Origin of the sequence: Tessaracoccus sp. OS52 (assembly GCF_020687685.1) — a bacterium.
Taxonomy (GTDB): domain Bacteria; phylum Actinomycetota; class Actinomycetes; order Propionibacteriales; family Propionibacteriaceae; genus Arachnia.
The window spans coordinates 68192-88585 of the sequence record NZ_JAJEWM010000003.1; the positions used below are offsets into that span (position 1 = coordinate 68192).

Annotated in this window: 17 protein-coding genes; 8 read left to right on the forward strand and 9 right to left on the reverse strand. The window is 66.6% G+C overall.

Annotated features, from left to right (window positions below):
- Nucleotides 1-5 precede the first annotated feature (5 nt).
- From LKO27_RS11495 to LKO27_RS11515, 5 genes are read left to right on the forward strand one after another with little or no spacing between them, the layout of a single operon-like run.
- Nucleotides 6-902, forward strand: coding sequence for a carbohydrate ABC transporter permease (locus LKO27_RS11495; RefSeq protein ID WP_227737648.1), 897 nt, complete (start codon nucleotides 6-8; stop codon nucleotides 900-902).
- 23 nt (nucleotides 903-925) lie between these two features.
- A complete protein-coding gene (locus tag LKO27_RS11500) occupies nucleotides 926-1756 on the forward strand; it encodes a carbohydrate ABC transporter permease (RefSeq protein WP_227737649.1) in 831 nt (276 codons plus the stop codon).
- A complete protein-coding gene (locus tag LKO27_RS11505) occupies nucleotides 1753-3240 on the forward strand; it encodes an L-fuculokinase (protein ID WP_227737650.1) in 1488 nt (495 codons plus the stop codon). The genes LKO27_RS11500 and LKO27_RS11505 overlap by 4 nt, the downstream gene beginning before the upstream one ends.
- On the forward strand, nucleotides 3237-3875 hold the full coding sequence (locus LKO27_RS11510; RefSeq protein ID WP_227737651.1) for a class II aldolase/adducin family protein: 639 nt from the start codon (nucleotides 3237-3239) through the stop codon (nucleotides 3873-3875). Before LKO27_RS11505 ends, LKO27_RS11510 begins: the two co-directional genes overlap by 4 nt.
- An 11-nt stretch (nucleotides 3876-3886) precedes the next feature.
- Nucleotides 3887-4849, forward strand: a complete 963-nt coding sequence (locus LKO27_RS11515; protein ID WP_227737652.1) for a ketose-bisphosphate aldolase — start codon at nucleotides 3887-3889, stop codon at nucleotides 4847-4849.
- A gap of 95 nt (nucleotides 4850-4944) precedes the next feature.
- Here LKO27_RS11515 and LKO27_RS11520 read toward each other — a convergent pair whose 3' ends face one another.
- Nucleotides 4945-5742 carry a DeoR/GlpR family DNA-binding transcription regulator gene (locus LKO27_RS11520; protein ID WP_227737653.1) on the reverse strand — a complete coding sequence of 266 codons (798 nt, stop codon included), beginning with the start codon at nucleotides 5740-5742 and terminating at the stop codon, nucleotides 4945-4947.
- Between the two features lie 496 nt (nucleotides 5743-6238).
- Between LKO27_RS11520 and LKO27_RS11525 the strand changes: the two genes are divergently transcribed.
- On the forward strand, nucleotides 6239-7252 hold the full coding sequence (locus tag LKO27_RS11525; protein WP_227737654.1) for a tocopherol cyclase family protein: 1014 nt from the start codon (nucleotides 6239-6241) through the stop codon (nucleotides 7250-7252).
- Nucleotides 7253-7319: 67 nt separating this feature from the next.
- Here LKO27_RS11525 and LKO27_RS11530 read toward each other — a convergent pair whose 3' ends face one another.
- Both LKO27_RS11530 and LKO27_RS11535 read right to left on the reverse strand, forming a co-directional pair.
- A complete protein-coding gene (locus LKO27_RS11530; RefSeq protein WP_227737655.1) occupies nucleotides 7320-7700 on the reverse strand; it encodes a PH domain-containing protein in 381 nt (126 codons plus the stop codon).
- Nucleotides 7701-8044: 344 nt separating this feature from the next.
- Nucleotides 8045-10351 (reverse strand): putative Ig domain-containing protein, encoded by a 2307-nt coding sequence (locus LKO27_RS11535; RefSeq protein ID WP_227737656.1) that lies wholly within the window; start codon nucleotides 10349-10351, stop codon nucleotides 8045-8047.
- 495 nt (nucleotides 10352-10846) lie between these two features.
- Between LKO27_RS11535 and LKO27_RS11540 the strand changes: the two genes are divergently transcribed.
- Together LKO27_RS11540 and LKO27_RS11545 are read left to right on the forward strand one after the other, a co-directional pair.
- Complete coding sequence (locus tag LKO27_RS11540; protein ID WP_227737657.1) at nucleotides 10847-11611, forward strand: 3-ketoacyl-ACP reductase; 765 nt, start codon at nucleotides 10847-10849, stop codon at nucleotides 11609-11611.
- A 10-nt stretch (nucleotides 11612-11621) separates the two neighbouring features.
- A complete protein-coding gene (locus tag LKO27_RS11545; protein ID WP_227737658.1) occupies nucleotides 11622-13754 on the forward strand; it encodes an FAD-binding protein in 2133 nt (710 codons plus the stop codon).
- A gap of 418 nt (nucleotides 13755-14172) precedes the next feature.
- Here LKO27_RS11545 and LKO27_RS11550 read toward each other — a convergent pair whose 3' ends face one another.
- The 6 genes from LKO27_RS11550 to LKO27_RS11575 form a co-directional block, all read right to left on the reverse strand.
- Nucleotides 14173-14835, reverse strand: a complete 663-nt coding sequence (locus tag LKO27_RS11550; protein ID WP_227737659.1) for a hypothetical protein — start codon at nucleotides 14833-14835, stop codon at nucleotides 14173-14175.
- Between the two features lie 2 nt (nucleotides 14836-14837).
- Entirely contained in the window at nucleotides 14838-15749 is a 912-nt protein-coding gene (locus LKO27_RS11555) for a carbohydrate ABC transporter permease (protein WP_227737660.1), read from the reverse strand.
- A complete protein-coding gene (locus tag LKO27_RS11560; protein WP_227737661.1) occupies nucleotides 15746-16735 on the reverse strand; it encodes a carbohydrate ABC transporter permease in 990 nt (329 codons plus the stop codon). Before LKO27_RS11560 ends, LKO27_RS11555 begins: the two co-directional genes overlap by 4 nt.
- A 68-nt stretch (nucleotides 16736-16803) precedes the next feature.
- Nucleotides 16804-18135 carry an ABC transporter substrate-binding protein gene (locus LKO27_RS11565; protein WP_227737662.1) on the reverse strand — a complete coding sequence of 444 codons (1332 nt, stop codon included), beginning with the start codon at nucleotides 18133-18135 and terminating at the stop codon, nucleotides 16804-16806.
- Between the two features lie 177 nt (nucleotides 18136-18312).
- Nucleotides 18313-19407 carry a Gfo/Idh/MocA family protein gene (locus LKO27_RS11570; RefSeq protein ID WP_227737663.1) on the reverse strand — a complete coding sequence of 365 codons (1095 nt, stop codon included), beginning with the start codon at nucleotides 19405-19407 and terminating at the stop codon, nucleotides 18313-18315.
- A gap of 28 nt (nucleotides 19408-19435) precedes the next feature.
- A complete protein-coding gene (locus LKO27_RS11575; RefSeq protein ID WP_227737664.1) occupies nucleotides 19436-20335 on the reverse strand; it encodes a PmoA family protein in 900 nt (299 codons plus the stop codon).
- Nucleotides 20336-20394: the final 59 nt, after the last annotated feature.

Below are 20394 nucleotides of genomic sequence, written 5' to 3' on the forward strand. Positions count from 1 at the left end.
CACACATGAACTCCCGTATCAGATCGTCGATCCCAGGGATGCTGTTCCTCGCTCCTGCGATCGTCCTCTTCGCACTGTTCGTCGTCTACCCGATCGTCTACAACATCCAGTCCTCACTGCTGGAGTGGGACGGAGTCAACGCAGGCCTCTTCGTTGGTCTGGACAACTACGCTCAGCTGTTCCAGGACCCTGTGTTTCACACAACCATCCGCAACTCTGCGCTCTGGATCCCCCTGACGATCGTCCCGCAGGCCGCGATTGGCCTCCTTCTGGCTCTCGCACTCAACTCCAAGATCGCCGGGTCCACGATCTATCGCGCGCTCTTCTTCATTCCGGCGATCCTCTCACCGATCGTCGTGGGTATCGTCTGGCAGCGCATCATGGACCCGTTCAATGGGGTGTTGGTCTCCGTGGGAAACGCATCTGGGATCGAATGGCTGGGCGGAAACTTCCTCGCAAACCCCGACACGGCGATCTTTGCCGTGATCTTCGTGAACGTATGGATGTGGACCGGGTTCTCGATGCTGTTCTACCTCGCGGGACTCCAACTCATCGACTCGTCGTTGCTGGAGGCCGCCAAGGTCGACGGCGCCAGCTGGTGGCAGTCCATCACCCGGATCGTGTTCCCTCTGCTCAAGCACACCCACCTGTCGCTGCTCATGTTGGGCATCATCGGTTCCCTTAAGACCTTCGAGCTTGTGTACGTCCTGACCGAGGGTGGCCCCAATCACGCCTCGGAGATGCTGCCGACATTCGCGTTCCAGGAGGCCTTCCAGCTCCAGAGCGTCGGCTACGCCTCAGCCATCAGTGTCGTGCTGATCGTCGTCGCCGTCGCAGCTTCACTGTCAATGGTGCGCGTCTTCGGCGCGGGCTTCATCACAGGAGAGGAGAAGGCGAAGTGACGCAACGAGCAGACACTCAGTCCATGCCCATTCGCCGCAGACCCGACAACAGGCGTTGGCTGCACCTGGTGCTCGGCCCCCTCGCTGCGGTGTGGATGATCCCTGTGATCATGGTCGTGGGCCTGTCCTTGATGCCCGCCAACAACCCGAAGACGACGTTCTTCGGCATGCTCCCCGAGGCGCCGGCTCTGTCGAATTACTCACTGGTTTTTGAGCAGAACCCGATCCTCACCCACTTGGCCAACAGTCTTCTGATCACAGTCCCCTCCGTCGTGATCGTCGTCATGGCAGGCTCCATGGCTGCCTTCGCACTGGCAAGACTGCACGTGCCATTCAAGGCGGTGGTCTTCAGCCTGCTGATACTGGGACTCGTTCTGCCAATGCCGGGTATCGTCGTCGCCGCGTTCAAGATTCTGCAAGCCATCGGACTTTACAACTCGATCATCGGAGTGGTGCTCGTCTACTCAGCTCTCGGGATGCCGTTCGCCGTGATCATCCTGAGGACGGCCTACCTGGCCATTCCCGACGAGACATATGAGGCGGGACGCGTCGATGGAGCCAGTGCCTGGACGATCTTCTGGCGCCTGTACTTCCCACTCGGGAGACCCGCTCTCTCCGTAGTCGTCATCTGGCAAGTCATGATGAGTTGGAACGACTTCCTGCTTCCACTCGTATCCCTGAGCGACAACAACCTCAAGCCATTGACCCTGGTGCCGCTCGCCTACCGGGGTGTTTTCCTCAGCCAGCCAGGCGCGTTGTTCGCAGTACTTGTGCTGATCTCCATCCCGGTGGTGATCGTGTTCATCTCGGTCCAGCGGTACCTGGTCCACGGCCTGGCGGGAGCAGTCAAATGAGTCTCATCGGCGTTGACCTCGGCACGAGTGGCGTCCGTGCCGGTGCCTACAGCAGCGACGGTCAGGAGCTCGTCAGCAGCGCCGTCGGAGTGGAGTTGAGGAACTCCGGTCAACGAGTCGAACTGGACATGGACGCAGTCCTTGCGGCAGTCGCGGACTCACTCAGGTCAGTGATCGCTTCTCCCGTTATCAAGGCTGACCCGCCCCAGGCTCTCTCATTCAGCGTACTGGGCGAGGCTGTGGTTCCCCTCGATTCCTCTCTGCAACCACTCGCCGACGCACCAGTGAGCATGGATCCCCGGGGGCTGGCCGCAGCCCAGGCAATCCGTGACACGCTCGGCGATGAACGCTTCCAGGAGATCACCGGACAACCGCTGCACCCGATGTTCTCGATCTTCAAGATCGCGGCAAACCTTGACGGTGCATGGTCAGGCCGGAAGATCCGTTACGCAACAATCGACACCTGGGTGGCATCCGAGATGGGAGCCCACTTCGCGACCGATCTCTCGATGGCTGCAAGGACCGGCGCATACGACGTGGAGAACAGGTCTTGGTCAGAGGAAGTGCTGGACGGCATCTCCCGTACCAGCGGGGTAGCCGTGAGTTCGCGCCAACTACCCGAAGCGGTGGAATCCGGGACCGTGATCGGCGTGGTCAGCGATAGGGCCGCTGACAAGTTCTCTCTCCCAATTGGTCTGCCGATCATCGCCGGCGCCCACGATCAGGCCGCGAGTTGGGTGGGGGTCGGTGGCGAACCTGGCATCCTTTCGGCCTTCTCCCTCGGGAGTTCGGACTGTCTGACCTTCGGCCACGACGGACGCCCCTCACAACTCATCGGCACCGGCCTCGCGACTTATCCCCTGCGAGCGGGGCAATGGGTGACCCTGGCCGGGACAGCTGCCGGGGGGTGGGCACTGGAATGGTTCGCGAGGCTCACGGGCACGCCTGTCCCGGAGCTCTTCGCTGACCTGCCGAATGAACCGTCCTCCCTTATGGTGCTCCCCTACCTTGCGGGCTCCGGCACTCTGGACAACGATCCCGCCGCCACCGGGGTGATCGCCGGCCTGACTCTCGGCGCGACCCGCCAGGATGTCGCGCTCGCGCTGGTCGAGGCAGCCGGATTCGAACTCGGCAAGATCCTCCGGGAACTTCAGGAGCGAGGTCTGCGAGCCGGACGGATCGTTGCCACCGGCGGAGGTGCCAGCAACCACGCAGCCCTGACCGCGCGTGCCGATGCGGCTGGCGTGGGGCTCACCGGGTATCCCGGTCATGCCTCGCTGCGAGGAGCCGCGATGCTCGCAGGCATAGGCATCGGAGTGGTGGACGTCGTCCCGCCGGTGACCGGCCAGGGCACCGGAGAGCCGCGGTACCCGGGCTGGTTCAGCCAGCGCAGAACCACCTACCGAGACCTGTACACCGCTACCCGTCCCCTGTCCCTACAGACCTTCCAACAAGATCCAACACAAGGAGAAGAAAGCTCATGACCGCCTTCGACATCGATGCCGCCAAGCAGGACATCCTCGATTACTGCCTGCGTTCCATGCAGTATGGCCTGAACTTCAACACCCAGGGCAATATCAGCCTGCGGGTTCCTGATCAGGAGGACCGTTTCCTGATCACACCGACGGACTTGGAGTACGACCGGATGACGGCTGACGACATCGTCCTGGTCGACTCGAACTCCAACCTGATCGAGGGAAGGCACCAACCCTCCTCCGAGGTGACCGTGCACATGGCCGTCTACCGTCGTCGGCCTGACGTGAACGCCATCGTTCATACGGAGCCGATCTTCGCCAACGTCTGGGGAGCCATCGGCGAGCCCATCACCGGCACTCTCGTGAACATGGTCATCTACACCAAGGGTGACGTGCCGATCATGCCGTTCGAACTCTCCAACAACACGGCCTTCGGGGACTCAATGTGCGACGTCATGGGCGATCTCAACGCCGTCGTGTGGGGCAACCACGGCCTCCTGACCGTAGGCGACAACCTGCGCGACGCATTCAAGACGTCCGTGGCTGTGGAGTCTGCCGCCAAGGTGCTGCTCTACGCCCGCACGGTCACGGACAAGCCCATCGTCCTCGACTACAACAAGCTGGGCATCACCTCAGCCCTCTAAGGAGCACAGCAATGACAACCAAGACCCTCAGACACCTCCTCGGCGAGGCAGAGGCAGGCCGGTATGGCGTCGGCGCGTTCAACGTGTCCGACCTCAACCAGGCCGTGGCCGTGCTCGATGCAGCACGAGCCGAGGCATCACCGGTGATCGTGCAGGCCATTGCCGGCATGCACCCGTACCAGGATGAAATCAGGTGGTGGAAGCAACTGAGGGCCTTGGTTGACAGTTACAGCGATGTCTCGGTCGCCCTCCATCTCGACCACGGCCGTACGCTGGCCGACTGCACTCGAGCCATGGACACCGGATTCACCAGCGTGATGATCGACGCGAGCCGCCGCGTCGAGGACGACCGCCCGGCCTCCCTGGAGGACAACATCGCCCGCACTGCCGAGGTTGTCGCGTTGGCGCGTAGGTGTGGGGTCAGCACCGAGGGCGAACTCGGCACCGTCGGGGGCGCCGAGGCGGGTATCGGGGCCAGCGCCGAGGACATCATCTTCGCAGACCCCGACACGGCGGCCCATTTCGTTGAGGCAACTGGCGTCGACGCGCTCGCCGTCGCGGTGGGCACCAGCCACGGGGCAGTCAAGTTCACAACTGCGGAGGGCGGCCAGACGCTGCGCCTCTCACTCATCTCGGCCATCAAGGAACGGCTCCCGGACACCTTCCTGGTCCTCCACGGCAGTTCCTCCATCCCTCCCGAACACGTTCGCACCATCAACGCCCATGGTGGCAAACTCCCTGAGTCCTACGGAGTCAGCTCGGAACAGAAGCAGGAGGGTATCGCCCACGGAATCCGCAAGATCAACCAAGGCACAGACTCCCATCTTGCCTGGACGGCGGCACTTCGGGAATTCCTGACCACCCACCCGTCGGTCATGGAGCCCAGTGAGGCAATCGCCTGCGCGATGAGCTCCATGCGAGCCATCGTCTCCCTCCGAATGAGAGAATTCGGCTCCAGCGGCCAGAGTGCGTAGCCGCGGTCACCTCACGCACCTAGGCCGAGTGGGCAGCCTCCGCAGGACACTAGCGCACTGCCCACTCCCCGCTGGCTGACCGGTGTGAGAAGAAACTAGGCGACCACGACCTCCACCCCGACGTCCCGTACTGCACTGATGGCAGCAGGGTCCGCCGAGTCATCCGTCACGAGGACAGTCACTGCACTCAGGGGGCAAATCCGACTCGCGCGCACCAGTCCCAACTTCGAGGAGTCAGCAACCAGGACCGTGCGGGTCGCGTTCTGGATGATCTGGCGCTTGACGTCCGCCTCGGCGAGAGAGATGTTCGTCACCCCGGCGGTTACGTCAACGCCGTTACAGCCGACGAAGGCGATGTCGGCCCGGATCCGGTTCAAGACTGTGCCCGCGAGGGGGTCGACCAGACAGTGCAGGGCCGGGCGGAGCGTGCCGCCGGTCACGATGACGGTGACTCGGGGGATGGCCTGCTCGAGTTCCAGAGCGATGTTGAGGGCATTCGTCACCACCGTGATGTCACGCAGTTCGGTGCGCTTGACCAATGCGCGGGCGATCGCCATTGAGGTGGTCCCTGCATCGACGGCCACTACCTGGTGACTCTCGACCAAGCCGGCGGCCGCACGTCCGATCAGTTCCTTCTCGTAAGCGCGTTCCTGAGCCGCTTCATCAAAGCTGGTCTGATGACCCTGCACGTCCCCCACGGTCATAGCTCCACCGTGGACTCGTCGGACTGAACCCTCCTCGGCCAAGGCGTCCAAGTCTGCTCGCACCGTCACCTCGGAGATTTCGAATAGCTTCGCGAGGTCGGTCACCAGCGCGAAACCCCGCTTGTAGACGAGAGAGCGCATCCTGGAACGGCGTGCCTCCGCTGGAAGACCCCCCATGTTGCCGAGCATGGGTGAACTCTATCCCTGTGTCCGGGCGAGACGCCGCTCAGCCATTGCGGATGGTGCTCGGGACTCAGAGTCGGCAGTCATCCACGGCAGACCAGCGACCAACTCCTGTGCGGGTCATTGCGTTGACGCGCGGCAGTCCTCACCACGAAAGGGCCCACCCAGCGTCGCACTGATGTAACACACGTCGAGAAGGCCGGCGGTGAACGGCAACACACCCCACGCCAAGGACGCCTTGCCGCCGGCCGTGCGGCGAGCAGCAAGTCCGGCCACCAGGAAGCCGGTCCCAACCACCGCACGGAGCGCCCGGCCCCCGGGGCTGTTGATCCAGACGCCGAACGCAGAACTGTTGAAAGAATCCGCTGAGGCACTCATGCGCGCATCGTAGGCACGCCACTGCCCGCTTCACAATGGGAAGATCGGGTATGAGGAAGACCGAGCTGCAACGCGGACGCCGCACCCTTCCGGCGCAGGCCAGTCTGGCCGCGACGGCGTCACGGTGAGCAGGGCTGCAGGCTACCGGGCCTCCGGGGCGGACTGGCCGTTCGGCCACCCCGAGTGGGCCCACGGCGTCGCGATGGAGGGCTACTTCTGGCGGCTCACGGATCCGGGCACCGGACGCGTCGTCATAGCGCTGATCGGGGTCCAGAGCGACCGCACCGGCCGCTGGGCGCTCGCGGGCGTGGGCACGTCCGGCGGGGCATGGCGCCAGGCGATCATCCCCATGGCCGAAGCCCGCAACCACGGGCTGGGGGCACGTGCCGCTGGGCCGGAGGGGTCTTTTCGCGGGACCGACGAGCGAGTCGTCGTCGACATTGGCGTCGGCGCCCACCTCGACATCAGGCTCGACGGGCTGTCCCGCTGGCCGGCCAGGCGACCGTTCGGCGGGTCCAGCTGGTTCCAGCTGATCCCGGGGCTCAACCAGTACTGGCACCCTTGGCTGCTAGGGGGTCGGGCATCCGGGACGGTGGACGTCGACGGCGTGCGCTGGGAGTTCGACGGGGCGCAGGTCTACGGGGAGAAGAACTGGGGCAGGGCCGGCTTCCCCGACTCGTGGTGGTGGGGTCAGGCGCACGGCTTTGCCGACGACGGCGCGTGCGTCGCCTTCGCCGGTGGCGACGTCGTGGCCGGTCCCCTGCGCACCGAGGTGACCGCGCTCGTCGTCCGACTGCCCGATGGGCGGGTCCTCCGACTGGGGAACCCCGTCACCTCACCGGTCCGCGCTGACGTCGGGGACGAACACTGGCGCCTGGAGGGACGCTCCCACGGCTGGAGGATCAGCGTCGACGCCGACGCGCCGCTCAATGCCGCGCACGTCCTGCCCGTGCCGCTGGTGGGACAGCGCCGCGCCGTTCCCGGCGCGATCGAGCACCTCAGCGGGCGGCTCCGCGTCGAGGTGACCCGTCACGGCCGAACCGTCTGGGCCGGAGAGTCCCACGTCGCCGGCCTGGAGCACGGCGGACTGGACCGCGCCGCCGCGCTCGCAGCATCGAGGAGCAACGTGCTGGGGTGACCCTTCGACCGCCGGCGCGGGACGCCCTACCGGTGCTCGAAGCCGACCGTCTGTGGCTGACGGCGAATCACCGAGCCGAGCCCAGCACCACCTGCGCGATGAGATGGTCAAGCCGTCGAACGTCGACACCCTTGCCCAAGGTGATCTTGATGTGGCCAGCACGGGTCCACAGTTCGATCTCCGAATTGAAGTCGAACGTGCCCGCGTTCTCAGAGGACCACATGTTGATGGAGGAGTAGGGCACGGAGTACATCTCCACCTTCTTGCCGGTGATTCCTTGCGAGTCTCGAACGACGATTCGCCGGTCGGTGAACACCGCGGCGTCGCGGAAGGTCTTGTAGGCCGCGATGGGCTGTTCACCAGGGATGAGGATCGACCCGATGTCCCTCGGGATTGGGACTTCTGCGTGGAACGTCCAGGCTGTGATTGGTGTCAGTTCTGCGCTCATGGGAACTCCTTAGAGAGACGTCGTGTTGGTAGGAACCATAGATGTCGGCCCCGACAACTCCAGTTCACCAACCAGTGGGGCCACGAGCGGGGACGCTGCAGCTTCGGGGGTTCGCCACCGCTGTGGCGGTGGCGCGGTCGGCGAACGGTGGCGCGGTCGGCCAACGGTGGCGCGGTCGGCGAACGGTGGCGCGAGCTCAGGGGGGCAGCGTCGAAAAGAAGGCCGGCCGGCCCACACCGCTGGCCAAGCGCGTCGGACGGTCGTCCGCGTCCGCAGCGCGTGGTCTCGCCGAAAGCAGAAGCGGGACCGGGAGTCGCCCCCGGCCCCGCTTGATCCACCAGTGATCAGCTACCCGCAGGTGGCCCTGTGACCACGAACAGGAACTCCGTCCCTGCCGTGTTGCCTGCAGCATCACTCACCGTGACGCTCACCTGCGAAGCACCGACGCCGCTCAGTCGCCCGGAGATGAGACCGGTCTCGGGGTCTATGGCGAGTCCCTCGGGCAGGCCGGTAGCGCTGTAGGTGACGCGACGGTTGTCCGTCGCCACCACCTGGATCTCCACCTCGTCGCCCGAGGCTTCCTGGACCCGGTCCAGCTCCGCGACCACGGGCGTCTCGGTGTCGGGGAACGGGTTCACTGCTGGCGTGAGACGGAAGAGGTGCCCGTCGCGGCCGAAGTAGAGGTAGCCGTCGTCGTCGAAGACCGCGTGCTCACCGTCGGCGAGCTTCTTGGTCTCGAACGTCTCCGGGTCGAGGACGAAGACCTCGCCCGGGGCGGTGGCCCCATAGAGGAGGCCGTCGGGACCGAACTGCAGCGTCCCCATGCCCCACTGCCCACCGGCCGCGCCGACTGTTGCTTGCTCGAGGACTTCTTTGGTCTCGAGGTCGAACTCGAAGGCGATGCCCTGCGAAGTGAGACCCCAGAGGTGCCCCTCGTCGTCCATCGTGAGCTCGACGTAGTCACGGGCACCCTCGATGGGGGCGCCTCGCCACACCAGCTCGTTGGTCGTCAAGTCCAGGATGAAGACCTCTGCCTGCGAATGAGGGGATTCGCCACCGAGGACTTGGACGCTGGTGCCACCAATGAGCTGGTCACCGGAATGCGTGAGCGACGCGATGCTCATCCCTTCGATCGGTGCACCCAGGTCTGTGCGGACCCGGGTGGCGGTGTCGTAGTGCACCAGGATCCCGGTGTCGATGTCGCGGCCGCCGATGGTGCCCGCGACCATCGAGGTCTCGTCCACGACCTCCAGTGCGTAGATCCGTTCCTGCTGCTGGTCCGAGAGGTAGCCGAACAGGTCATCGGGGTTGCGGCCCCACACGTAGGGCTGGGCCGGGTCGTACTCCCAGACCGCAGCCTGGGGGTAGGTCGTGAAGTAGACGTTGTCGTTGACGCTGGCCCACGCGTCCACCCGTGCCGACGGGCCGGCGGTGAAGTTCGCGTACTGCCCGGTGGCGGTGTCGTAGGCGTCGACGGTCACGGCGCCGGAGCTGCCACCGACGTAGACACGACCGTCAGCGTAACCGAGCGACCTGATGGTGACCCCGAATTCGGGAACCTCCGCCTTCCGGACCTCGCCCGTCCCGGTCGTGGGGTTCCAGACCCAAAGCTCGTCGCGCGAGCTGAGGCCGACGACACTCTCTCCCGGCCACGCCGGGTCGTTGAGGTCGATCAGCGAGATTCCCGCCGACCCCTGCGCCGAGGAGAGAGGCTGGCTCCAGCCGGTGTGCGCCAGCTCCTTGGTACTTGTGTCATACTCCATGAGCCCATCGGAGAGCTTCACGAAGTAGGTCTTGCCGTCAGCGTCAGGCCCCGCCATGCCGCCTTGGGCGTTTCTGTCGATGTTCTGGATCCACTCCCCCGCGGCGACGTCGTAGACGTTCCAGTCCAGCGACGGGCTGGAGTAGGAGAAGAGCAGACCGTTGGCGTAGTGGAGGTGGTAGTGCCGCGCATCGGTGGCGGACGCCTCGGCGGAGGTGATCGTGGTCTTGGCGCCTGTGTTCACGTCGATGGCCACAAGGTGCATGCGGCTGCCCTCGGTGCCGACGAACAGGGTGTCGGTCTCGGGGGCGTAGGCCAGGCTCCTGGCGTACTGCTGTCCCTCGACGGCCACGCCCATGTCCACGACCTCACCGGTCTCGGTGTCGAAGCTGAACACCTCGCCCGAGGGATAGCCGCCCCCGTAGATCAGGCCGTCCTCACCATTGATGAGCCGCGTGATCACCAGGTCTCCGGGGACCGCGATACCCAGATTCTCCACGACGCCGCTGCCGGGCACGTAACGAAGCAGATCGCCCGACGGGCTCCAGGCGGCGATGTAGACGTTGCCGTCGGCGCCGAGCAGCACGTGATGGGACTGGGCGACGCCCTCAACGACGATCTGTTCGAGCTGCTCACCCGTGGCAATGTCGATGACGGAGAACTGCAGGGTCTGCTCGGCCTGGCTGGACACCGCGTAGACCACGGGCCTGCCGTCGGTCCAGTAGCCGGCGGTGGACTGGGTGTTGCGCGTCGTCGTGATGGGGGCGCCGAGGTCCTCGATCACGGGTTCTGGGGCGGGCACGGAATCTGCGGTCGCGGGCTGGACGAGACCCACGCCCGCGAGCACCGCACCGGCGGCTCCGGCGGCTAGGAAACGGAACAATTTCATCGGGTGCAACCTTCCTTCTGGTGCTGTCGCAGCGCCTCTGCCGCGACTCTAGAAAAGCTTCTCTCAAGCACGTTAACGCATCAGGGGTTCAGTCGAACCCTCCGTCGTCGGCCGAACGAAACGTTCCCGCCAGATGCTGCCCCGTCACGGCCGCGCCACCGTTTCCGCCAGATGCTGCCCTTTCACGGCCGCGCTACCGCTGCACCGGTAGTGGGACCGACTACCCGCAGCGCGCCGGGCGAAGGGTGGCGCCGGCCGGGAGCGGTGGCGCGGGTCGGGAGCGGTGGCGCGGGCCGGGAGCGGTGGCGCGGGCCGGGAGCGGTGGCACGGGCCGAGAGCGGTGGCGCGGGCCCAGCAGGTCGGCCGGCGACGTCGTGGCGACGTCGTGGCGACGTCGTGGCGACGTCGCGGCGACGTCGCGGCGTGGCAACCCAGCCAGGTCGGCCGCCTCGGAAAGCGCTTGCCAAACTCCGGGAAGACGGCAAGAATGGCAGCATGAATCGTGTCGCCGTGGTCACGGGAGGCAGCCGAGGTATCGGTCTCGGCATCTCGCAGGCCCTCATCGCCCAAGGTCTCCGGGTCGCCGTCGTGGCCACCCGCCCCGAACCGGAGGGCCTCATCGAGGGGCTCGGCGGGCCGGAGAAGGCCGCCTACTTCCAGGGCCGCGTCGACGACGTCGACTCCCACGCAGGGCTCGTCGCCGACATCGTCGCCCACTTCGGCCGCATCGACGTGCTGGTGAACAACGCCGGCGTCGCACCCGAGGAGCGCCGCGACCTGCTGGAGGCCACCCCCGAGAGCTATGACCGGGTCATGGGCATCAATCTGCGCGGCCCGTACTTCCTCACCCAGGCCGTCGCCCGCCAGATGCTGCAGCAGCAGGGCGACGACGCCGCCAACGTCCGCGGCGTCATCGTCAACGTCTCCTCGATCTCCGCGACGACCGTGTCCATCAACCGCGGGGAGTACTGCCTGTCCAAGGCGGGCGTGTCCATGGCCACCCGGCTCTGGGCGGCGCGGCTGGCACCCGAGGGCGTCCTGGTCTACGAAGTCAGGCCCGGCGTCATCGCAACCGACATGACCGCCGGCGTCAAGGAACGCTACGACTCCCTCTTCGCGCAGGGAATCTCCCCGATGCCACGCTGGGGCCAGCCCTCCGACGTCGGCGGCGCCGTCGCAGCGCTCGCCTCCGGCGCGATGCCCTACAGCACCGGCGACGTCATCCACGTCGACGGCGGCATGCACCTCCCCCGACTCTGAGGACACTGAAATGGCCGAAGCAAACCTCGACCACGTGACCATCGGTGACGAGCGCGTCCCCGTCGTCACCACCACCAGCCTCGTGATCGGCACGGGCTCCGCCGGCTACTGCGCCGCCGAGCGGCTCGCCGGGTTCGGCGCCCCCGACGTCGTGATGGTCGCCGACAAGATCCGGGCTGGCGCCTCCCGCAACGCAGGCTCGGACAAGCAGACCTACTACAAGCTCACCCTCTCGGGCAGCGAGCCGGACTCGGTGCGTTCGATGGCCGAGACGTTGTTCAGCGGCGGCTCCATGGACGGCGACAACGCCCTGGCAGAGGCCGCGCTCAGCGCGCGCTGCTTCTACCATCTGATCGAGGCCGGGGTCCCCTTCCCGGCCAACCACTCCGGTGAGTTCGTCGGCTACAAGACCGACCATGACCCGCGCCAGCGGGCCACTTCCGTCGGCCCCTTCACGAGCAAGTCGATGGTGGAGTCGCTGGAATCGCGCGTCCGGACCCTCGGCATCCCGGTGATCGGAAACTGCCGCCTGTTGGACCTGATCGTTGACGACGGCGAGATCCGTGGCGCCCTGTTCCTGCGCACCGACGTCGGCGCCAGCCGGAACCCTGCCCACGAGGAGGAGCCCGTCGAGACCAACGTCGGCGAGGTCCCCGCGCCCGAACCCAAGGGCACCCTCATCGAGCAGCTAGCCCAGGAGACCTCACGGTTCCTGCTGGTGCGCGCCACCAACGTCGTCCAGGCCACCGGCGGCCCGGCCGGGATGTATGCCGACTCGGTCTACCCCCACGGCCAGTGGGGCGGCGCCGGGGCTGCCCTGCGCAACGGCGCCCGGGGCCACAACCTCACCGAGTGGCAGTTCGGCATGGCCTCCATCAAGCCGCGCTGGAACGTGTCGGGCACCTACATGCAGGTGGTGCCACGGTTCGTGTCCACAGACGTCGACGGCGGCGACGAGCGCGAGTTCCTGGCCGACGTCGTCGCCGACCCCAACCAGCTCGCCAGCCTCGTGTTCCTGAAGGGCTACCAGTGGCCCTTCGACATCCGCAAGGCCCGCGACGGGTCCAGCCTGATCGACCTGCTCGTGTACCGCGAGACCGTGATGCGCGGGCGGCGGGTCTTCCTCGACTTCCGGAGCAACCCCGTCGGCGACCTCGACCCTGCCCAGCTCGACGAGCAGGCGCGCGTCTACCTTGAGCGCGCCGAGGTGGCCGACCTGGCCAACACGACGCCCATCCAGCGGCTGCGGCACATGAACGAGCCCTCCTACCAGTTCTACCTGGGCCGCAACCCGGGCGTGGACCTGGAGACCGACATGCTGGAGATCGCCGTGTGCGCCCAGCACAACAACGGCGGCGTCGCCGTCGACCACTGGTGGCACTCCAGCGTGATCGACGGCCTGTTCCCCGTCGGCGAGGCGGCCGGCGCGCACGGCGTCTACCGCCCCGGCGGCGCGGCCCTCAACTCCGGGCAGGTGGGCGCCACCCGCGCGGCCCAGTACATCACCGCCCATCGGGCGCAGGAGCCCAGGGCTGAGGATTTCGACGCCGTCGCCGCCCCCAGCCTCGAGCGCGCCGGGCGGATGCTGGCCGACGCCGTCGCGCGGTTCACCGCCGGCGCCGAGGACAACACCGGCACCCTGCTGACGGACGTGACCACGCTCATGAGCCGCAACGCCGGGCTGGTCCGGTCCCGCGCCTCCGTCCTGGAGGCACTCAAGCAGGTAACCCAGTGGCTGGCCGACTACGAGCAACTGATCGTCGTCGACGACGCCTCGCGCCGCAGCGTCAACCGGCTGTTCCTGATCCACGACATCCTCACCAGCCAGTACGTGTACCTCCACGCCATGAAGGACTACCTGGACCACGGCGGGCGCTCCCGCGGATCGGTCCTCTACACCGACGCCGAGGGCGACCTCCCCTGGCCCGACCAGGATCTCGGCCTCCCCGAGGAGTTCCGGTTCGTCCTCGACGGCGGCGCGCTCGACGGCGTCACGCAGGAGGTCGACTGGGACGGTGACGGCGAGCCCTCGTTCACCTGGCGCGACGTCCGCCCGATCCCCAGCGACGACGACTTCTTCGAGAACGTGTGGCGCAACTTCCGCACGGATCGCGGCGTGCCGTCGCGCGACGGCGTGAGGTAGGGGAACCGCACCTCGCTGCTACTCGATCGACGGAGACCCGCTGGTCGAGTAGCCGCGGCGAGGCGAGACACGGACACCCGCTGGTCGAGTAGCCGCGGCGAAGCCCGGCGTGTCGAGACCAAGCCCCCGCGTGACCACTGATCTCGACACGCGGCCGGCTCGCTGACGCTCACGCGGCTGCTACTCGATCAACGGGGTGGGCGACCGGCTCGCTGACGCTCACGCGGCTGCTACTCGATCACCGGGTGGGCGGCCGGCTCGCTGACGCCAGATCACCGAAGGATCCGCTGGTCGAGTAGCCGCGGCGAAGCCCGGCGTGTCGAGACCAAGCCCCCGCGTGACCACTGATCTCGACACGCGGCCGGCTCGCTGACGCTCACGCGGCTGCTACTCGATCAACGATTCCCACACCACCTCGTCACCGCTGGCGGCGCGGGCGTCCGGGGATGGCGACGACGGCCAGGGCGGCGCAACCCAGTGCGGGCAGCAGCAGCGGGAACAGGGCCCAGGTGACGATGACGACGAAGCCCGCAGTGGCGAGCAGGTAGAGCGCGCCGGGGACGTCGGCGACGACGAGTCCGGGCACGCGTCGGAGCGCACCTCTCCAACCATCTGCGGGGTTCCAGGCGCCAGCCGCAGCCAGAAGTGCGACGGCCAGGACAGCCAGACCGACCCAGCCCACGACCTCCACCATGACACCGCCGGGCAGCAGGCCGGAGCGGGCGAGGTTGATGTCAAGCAACAAGACTCCGACAAGGGCCAAGAAGACGGCCCCCACCGCAGCACCGGGCAGAAGGGCCCGCTTCACGTCGTCCCAGAACAGGCTCATCGAACTGTCCTCCGCCGCGACGAAGCGGCGCAGGTGCCGCACGCCGGCGGCGAGCCCCGCGGGGAGGGTGACCACCAGCAGGCCGACGAGGCTCACCAGGAGCCCCACCTGCAGGACCTCAGCGAAGAGTCCGAACTTCCCCACGGCCCCGGGATTCTGCTCCGGCGCCCGTTCTTCGCGGACCGGGCCGGACCCGTCGAGTTCTGCCCGACGGGCCGCCCGGCGCGCGCGACGCTCGGTTGCGGCGGACATCGCTAACCCTTCAGACCCTGCGTGGCCACACCGTCGACCAGGAAGCGCTGGAACACGATGAAGAAGATCAGGATCGGGATCAGGGCCACGAACGAGGCCGTGACGGTGGCGCCGTAGTCGCTCGTCGAGGTCTGGTCGTTGTAGAGGCGCAGCGCGATGGGCAGCGGGTAGTTCTCCGGGCTGGTGAGGTAGATCAGCGGTGCCAGGAAGTCGTTCCACGCCCAGATGAAAGCGAAGATCGCGCAGGTGATCAGCGCCGGCTTGATCAGGGGCAGGATGATCGAGAAGAAGATCCGCATGTGCCCGGCGCCGTCGATCTTCGCGGCCTCGTCCATCTCACGTGGCATCTGCTTGATGAACTGCACCATCAGGAAGACGAAGAACGCGTCGGTGGCGAGGAACTTGGGCAGGATCAGCGGCCAGTAGGTATCCACCATGCCCAACTGGTTGAACATGATGTACTGCGGGATGATCACGACGTGGAACGGCAGCAGCAGCGTGCCGATCATCGCGGTGAAGAAGATGCCGACGCCCTTGAAGTTCACCCTGGCGAAGGCGTAGGCGGCCATCGACGCCGACAGCAGCACACCGACCACCGACGAGCCCGCGATGATGAAGGAGTTCAGGAAGAACTTCCACATCGGCACACCTGCGATGCCCTCGGACACCTTGATGTAGTTCTCGACGGTCGGGTTGTTCGGCAGCAGGCCCATGTTGACGCCGAACTCGCCGTTGGGCTTGAACGTCGAGAACACCAGCCAGACCAATGGGTAGAGCACGATGAGCGCGATGACGGTGAGGACGGCGAACCAGATGATGGTCTGCCAGGTCTTGCGCTTCATCTTCGGGCGACGCTGCGGGGCACCGGCCATCAGGTGCTGGGGAGCGGTCTCGGGCATGGCGGACGTGGTCATCGGTTGTCTCCCGAGTAGTGCACCCAGTTCTTCTGGGTGCGGAAGAGGATGGAGGCGATGACGGCGACGACGACCAGGAGAGTCCAGGCGATCGCCGCGGCGTAGCCCATTCGTCCATCGGCGAAGCCGGTCTTGTAGAGGTAAACGGTGATGAAGTTGGTCATGCCCGCGGGCCCGCCGGTGCCGTTGGAGATGATGTAGGCCGATCCGAACACCTGGAAGGCGTGGATCAGGCCCAGCAGCAGGTTGAAGAAGATGACCGGCGAGAGCATCGGCACCGTCACGGCGCGGAACCGGCCCCAAGCGCTGGCGCCATCCATCTCGGCGGCCTCGTACAGCTCTTTCGGAACCTGCTTCAGCCCCGCCAGGAATATGACCATCGTGCTGCCGAACTGCCAGACGGCGAGCAGGATCATCATGGGCAGGATGAGGTCGGGGATACCGATCCAGCCGCCGATGTTGATGCCGAACCGGCTCAGGCCGTTGTCGATTGGGCCACCCGAGGAGAACATGGCGCGCCAGACGATCGCGACGGAGACGGAGCCGCCGATCAGTGAGGGAGCGTAGAACGCCGACCGGAAGAACGAAGCCCCACGGTCGCGGTAGTTGAGCAGAAGCGCGACGGCCAGTGCGGCACCCAACGTGATGGGCGTGCCGACCAGCACGTAGAACAGCGTGATCTGGGCCGACTGGACGAACGTCGGGTCGTTGGTGAACAGCCGGATGTAGTTGTCCAGGCCGATCCACTTGGGCGGCGAGAAGATGTTGTAGCTCGTGAACGAGAGGTACAGGGAGTACCCCATCGGCAGGAGGGTCAGGCCGAAGAACCCGATCAGCCACGGCAGGAGGAACGCGTAGCCCGCGAAGCTCTCCTTGCGCGCTTCCCGACGCTGTCCCGGCCGGTGCTCGATGCCCCGCTTGTTGCTGCGCGGCTTGGTGATGGACGGATCAACTGCTTCGGTGACCCTGTCGACGGTGGTGCTCACTTGCTCTCCCCTGTTTCTGGAGGGACCGCTTCGGGGTCCGGGCGGCCTCGCCCGGACCCCGACGTCAGTCACTGGTTGAGGACGATGTCCATCTCGTTGAAGAACTCTGCAACGGCGTCATCGACGGTGGTGGTTCCGAAGCTGAGCTCGGTGCCCAGCACGCGGAACTTCTCCTCCAGGGTGCCGAACCCGACGATCGGGACCGGCGGGGCGTCGCCGAGACGATCAGCGATCGCCTCTTCGTGCGCCTTGATCTGCTCGCTCAGCGGATCCAGTTCCGCAGCCTCGAGGGCGGTCGACGAGGCCGGCAGGCCACGGTTGGTGCCGAAGATCTCACCGGACTGCTCCGAGTTGATCAGGAAGTTTACCAGCGTCGCTGCCGCTTCCGGGTGCTCGGTGTTGGCTGAAATGGCGTGGAGCATGGAGGGCTTCAGGTACAGGTCCTTGGCGCCTTCCTCCTGGATCGGGGGTGCGAGCAGGTTGAGCTCGGTGTAGCCCTCGCCCAGACCGGCAAGGTAGCCGGCTCCGAAGTTGTCCCACGTCAGCTCGCTGGCGGTCAGAGCGGAGTCGAAGGCACCCTTGGGCGCCACTTCCTCGACTCGCTGCTGCGGCACGCCGATGCCGTCGCGGATGGGCTGGCCCTCTTCCCAGAACTGCTTGAGGCGAGCCTCGTCGAAGCCGGGCTCACCCTCGTCGGAGAACAGGTAGGAACCCTCGGCGCGAAGCTGCAGTTCGAAGTTCTGGATGCGTCCGGTGTAGTCGCCTCCGCCCCAGAACTCGCCGCCGGCGCCCTCGGTGACCTCACCCATCCATTCGGTGTACTCGGTCCAGGTGCCGCCGGGGAAGTCCTCGACGCCGGCCTTCTCGAGCAGGACGGGGTTGGTGAACAGGCCCCAGGCGTTGGTGGAGGTGGGGATGGCGTAGGTGGTGTCGTTGACGACGCCGATTCCCAGGATCTGCTCGGTGAGCGGCTCGGTCTCGATGATGTTGCCCAAGTAGGGGCCGAGGTCCAGCAGCAGCTCGTTCTCCGAGTACTGGCGCAGGTAGGAGTAGTCGAACTGCATCACGTCGGGAAGACCGCCGCCGGCGGCTTCCGTCTGGCGCTTCTCCCAGAACTCCGGGAAGCCGAGGAAGGTGGAGTTGACCGTGATGTTCGGGTACTCCTCGTTGAACGCAGCGATCACCTCGTTGTAGAGCTCGGCGCGCACGTCGTTGCCCCAGAAGGCGAGGTTGAGCGTCACCTCCTCGTCGGGGTTGAAGGTGGCCTCCTGCGAGGCCGAAGCCTCCCCGCTGGGGGCCGTCGTCTCTGCCGGATCGGCATCGCCACCGCATCCGACCAGCGCAAGGGTCGCGCTCGTCGCGAGGGCGACGAGTCCCAGTACCCGCTTGTTGCTGAACATCTTTGTCCTTTCGTATGAACGTCAGTGTCCACGTCGTCCATTGTTAACGTTCACGAATGGATCGACGGTGTGCGCACCGGAGGTCCGGAAAGCGCTTGCCCATCAAGCTACACAAACTTGAAACGTTTTGCAAGAGGGTCCGAACTCAGTTCGGACCTTGTTGCCCAATCGTTACGGTCAGGGCTTGGTGCCCCGCATGTCACTGACCGGGCTGGCGAAACCGTGGCGGTGCGTCGGATGCTTCGCGAGGTCCGCGTGGGTCACGACGGCGCCGTCGGCCGCCGCGGAGGCGTAGATGGCGGCAACCAGTTCGAAGGAGCGGGCGGGCTCGTCCGCGGTCGGAGGCAGCGGCTCACCGGCCAGCAGGGCGTCGAAGACGTCCCGGAGCAGTGGTCCGTGGTCACTGCGCTCCTCCACGCCCGTCAGCTCCCAAGCGGGCGCCTCGTCCTCGAATCCGGTGGCGGGAGTGATCTTCCAGTTCTCATGGCCGTGGCCGTAGACGTGGTCGACGGTGACGGTCGCCTTCTGGGTGTCGATCCTGATGGAGCTGACCTGGCGCGGCGACACCGCGCTGTTGACCACCTGCGCGACGGCGCCGTTGGCGAACGTGACGGTGGCGGTGGAGGCGTCCTCGGTCTGGGTCTCCCGGTCGAGTCGCCAGAGGCGACCCTCAACGGTGGCCCAGTCGCCCAGCAGGAACCCGAGCAGGTCAAGTTGGTGGATGCCGTGGCCGAGCGTGGTGCCGCCGCCCTCGGTCTCCCACTTGCCGCGCCAGGGAACGGCGAAGTAGTCGGCGTCCCGGTACCACAGCGTCTGGCACACGGCGATCAGCGGCCGCCCGAGCGCGCCCTCGCTGAGGAGCCGGCGGAAGTGGGCCGCGGCTGTGCCGGTGCGCTGCTGGAACACGACTGCGAGCTGCCTGCCGGCCGCCGCTGCGGCGGCGCGCATCTCGTCGAGTTCCGCCAGCGAGGGCGCCGGGGGCTTCTCCACGATGACGTGAGCCCCGGCCGCGAAGGAGGCGATGGTCTGGTCCCGGTGCACGCCGGGAGGTGTGCAGATCAGCACGACGTCGGGGTGCTCGGCGGCCAGCAGATCGTCGATGTCGTCGAAGACCCGGGGGTTGCCCCATTCGGCGGCGAACGCGTCGGCCTTGGAGCGGGTCTGGTTGGTGACGGCGACGAGCTCAGCATTCGGGTGTGCCTCGATGGCGCGGGCGTGCAGGTGCGCGACGGCGCCGGTGCCGACTATCGCGCAGCGTAGGGTCTGGCTCATTTTTCGGAGGCCTTTCGGGCTGGTGGTTTCAGAGGGCTTCGTGGCTGAGCGCACGGAGCTCGGAGAGCAGCTGTTCTTCGACGTCAGCAGCGACGTCGGCGACGTCGGCCGTCCCGATCACCAGGGCGGCGGAGAGCACGAGGGTCTCCTCCGGCGGCAGGGACGTCTCCTCGAAGAAGAAGGGAGCCGGATTGAGCCCGGCGTACTCCTCGCTGCGGGCGAACCAGGGGTTCTGGGTCTCGGAACCGTCGAACATGAGGACCCCGGCGGAGCGGTCGGGTGCGACGTAGGCGAGCCAGGGGCCGGGCTCCCCGCGCGCCGCATCGCCCACCAAGCCCTCGGGGGCGAAGATCCGTCCGCCAGTGAACCCGACGGGGCCTCGCCAGAAGATGCCCGCGTAGCCGGCGTTGGGGCGGCCCTTGGAGGTGGGCGAGCCGAAGCCCAGCGTCTGGTCGGTGACGTTTCGCAGTGCGCTGTGCCAGCTGAGCGCCCACGTGTCATCGTCGAGGGTCTGCGCGATCAGGATGCGCCGCTCGTCGAGGACCGGGGTGCCGTCCTCCGCGATCCAGTCCAGGCCCTCCTCGATCCGGCAGCTCTGCGATCCGGGGGCCGCCATCGCGCGCTCGAAGGAACGGTGGACCTGGGCCCCGTTGTTGGGGACCTGGACGTAGCCCTGGTCGTGGACGTAGGTGGGTCCGCCCCAGAAGTTGTGGGGACCAACGCTGGGCAGGGCGAGCGAGAGCCCCTTGTGCCAGACGTGGTCGTCCGGGCGGTAGGCGGTGACGTCGACGCCGCCGGGCGTGCGCAGCAGGGCGTACGGGCGCGGGGACTCCAGTTGCGGTTCCGTGGGCTGGAAGACGTACTCCGCCAGCACCTGGTCACCGCGCCGGAACAACACGCGACCGGCCTCGTCGAGTTCGAACTCCATGGCATCTCCCTGTGAGGAACTGGAACCAAGCCTAGGGCCTAACACAGGGAAAGCGCTAT

Excerpts from the sequence above, each read along its gene's own strand:
- LKO27_RS11510 (WP_227737651.1), top strand. The coding sequence starts at position 3,237 with ATGACCGCCTTCGACATCGATGCCGCCAAGCAGGACATCCTCGATTAC.
- LKO27_RS11505 (WP_227737650.1), top strand. The coding sequence starts at position 1,753 with ATGAGTCTCATCGGCGTTGACCTCGGCACGAGTGGCGTCCGTGCCGGT.
- LKO27_RS11565 (WP_227737662.1), bottom strand. The coding sequence starts at position 18,135 with ATGTTCAGCAACAAGCGGGTACTGGGACTCGTCGCCCTCGCGACGAGC.
- LKO27_RS11575 (WP_227737664.1), bottom strand. The coding sequence starts at position 20,335 with ATGGAGTTCGAACTCGACGAGGCCGGTCGCGTGTTGTTCCGGCGCGGT.
- LKO27_RS11515 (WP_227737652.1), top strand. The coding sequence starts at position 3,887 with ATGACAACCAAGACCCTCAGACACCTCCTCGGCGAGGCAGAGGCAGGC.
- LKO27_RS11535 (WP_227737656.1), bottom strand. The coding sequence starts at position 10,351 with ATGAAATTGTTCCGTTTCCTAGCCGCCGGAGCCGCCGGTGCGGTGCTC.
- LKO27_RS11500 (WP_227737649.1), top strand. The coding sequence starts at position 926 with ATGCCCATTCGCCGCAGACCCGACAACAGGCGTTGGCTGCACCTGGTG.
- LKO27_RS11495 (WP_227737648.1), top strand. The coding sequence starts at position 6 with ATGAACTCCCGTATCAGATCGTCGATCCCAGGGATGCTGTTCCTCGCT.
- LKO27_RS11545 (WP_227737658.1), top strand. The coding sequence starts at position 11,622 with ATGGCCGAAGCAAACCTCGACCACGTGACCATCGGTGACGAGCGCGTC.
- LKO27_RS11570 (WP_227737663.1), bottom strand. The coding sequence starts at position 19,407 with ATGAGCCAGACCCTACGCTGCGCGATAGTCGGCACCGGCGCCGTCGCG.
- LKO27_RS11520 (WP_227737653.1), bottom strand. The coding sequence starts at position 5,742 with ATGCTCGGCAACATGGGGGGTCTTCCAGCGGAGGCACGCCGTTCCAGG.
- LKO27_RS11555 (WP_227737660.1), bottom strand. The coding sequence starts at position 15,749 with ATGACCACGTCCGCCATGCCCGAGACCGCTCCCCAGCACCTGATGGCC.
- LKO27_RS11530 (WP_227737655.1), bottom strand. The coding sequence starts at position 7,700 with ATGAGCGCAGAACTGACACCAATCACAGCCTGGACGTTCCACGCAGAA.
- LKO27_RS11550 (WP_227737659.1), bottom strand. The coding sequence starts at position 14,835 with ATGTCCGCCGCAACCGAGCGTCGCGCGCGCCGGGCGGCCCGTCGGGCA.
- LKO27_RS11540 (WP_227737657.1), top strand. The coding sequence starts at position 10,847 with ATGAATCGTGTCGCCGTGGTCACGGGAGGCAGCCGAGGTATCGGTCTC.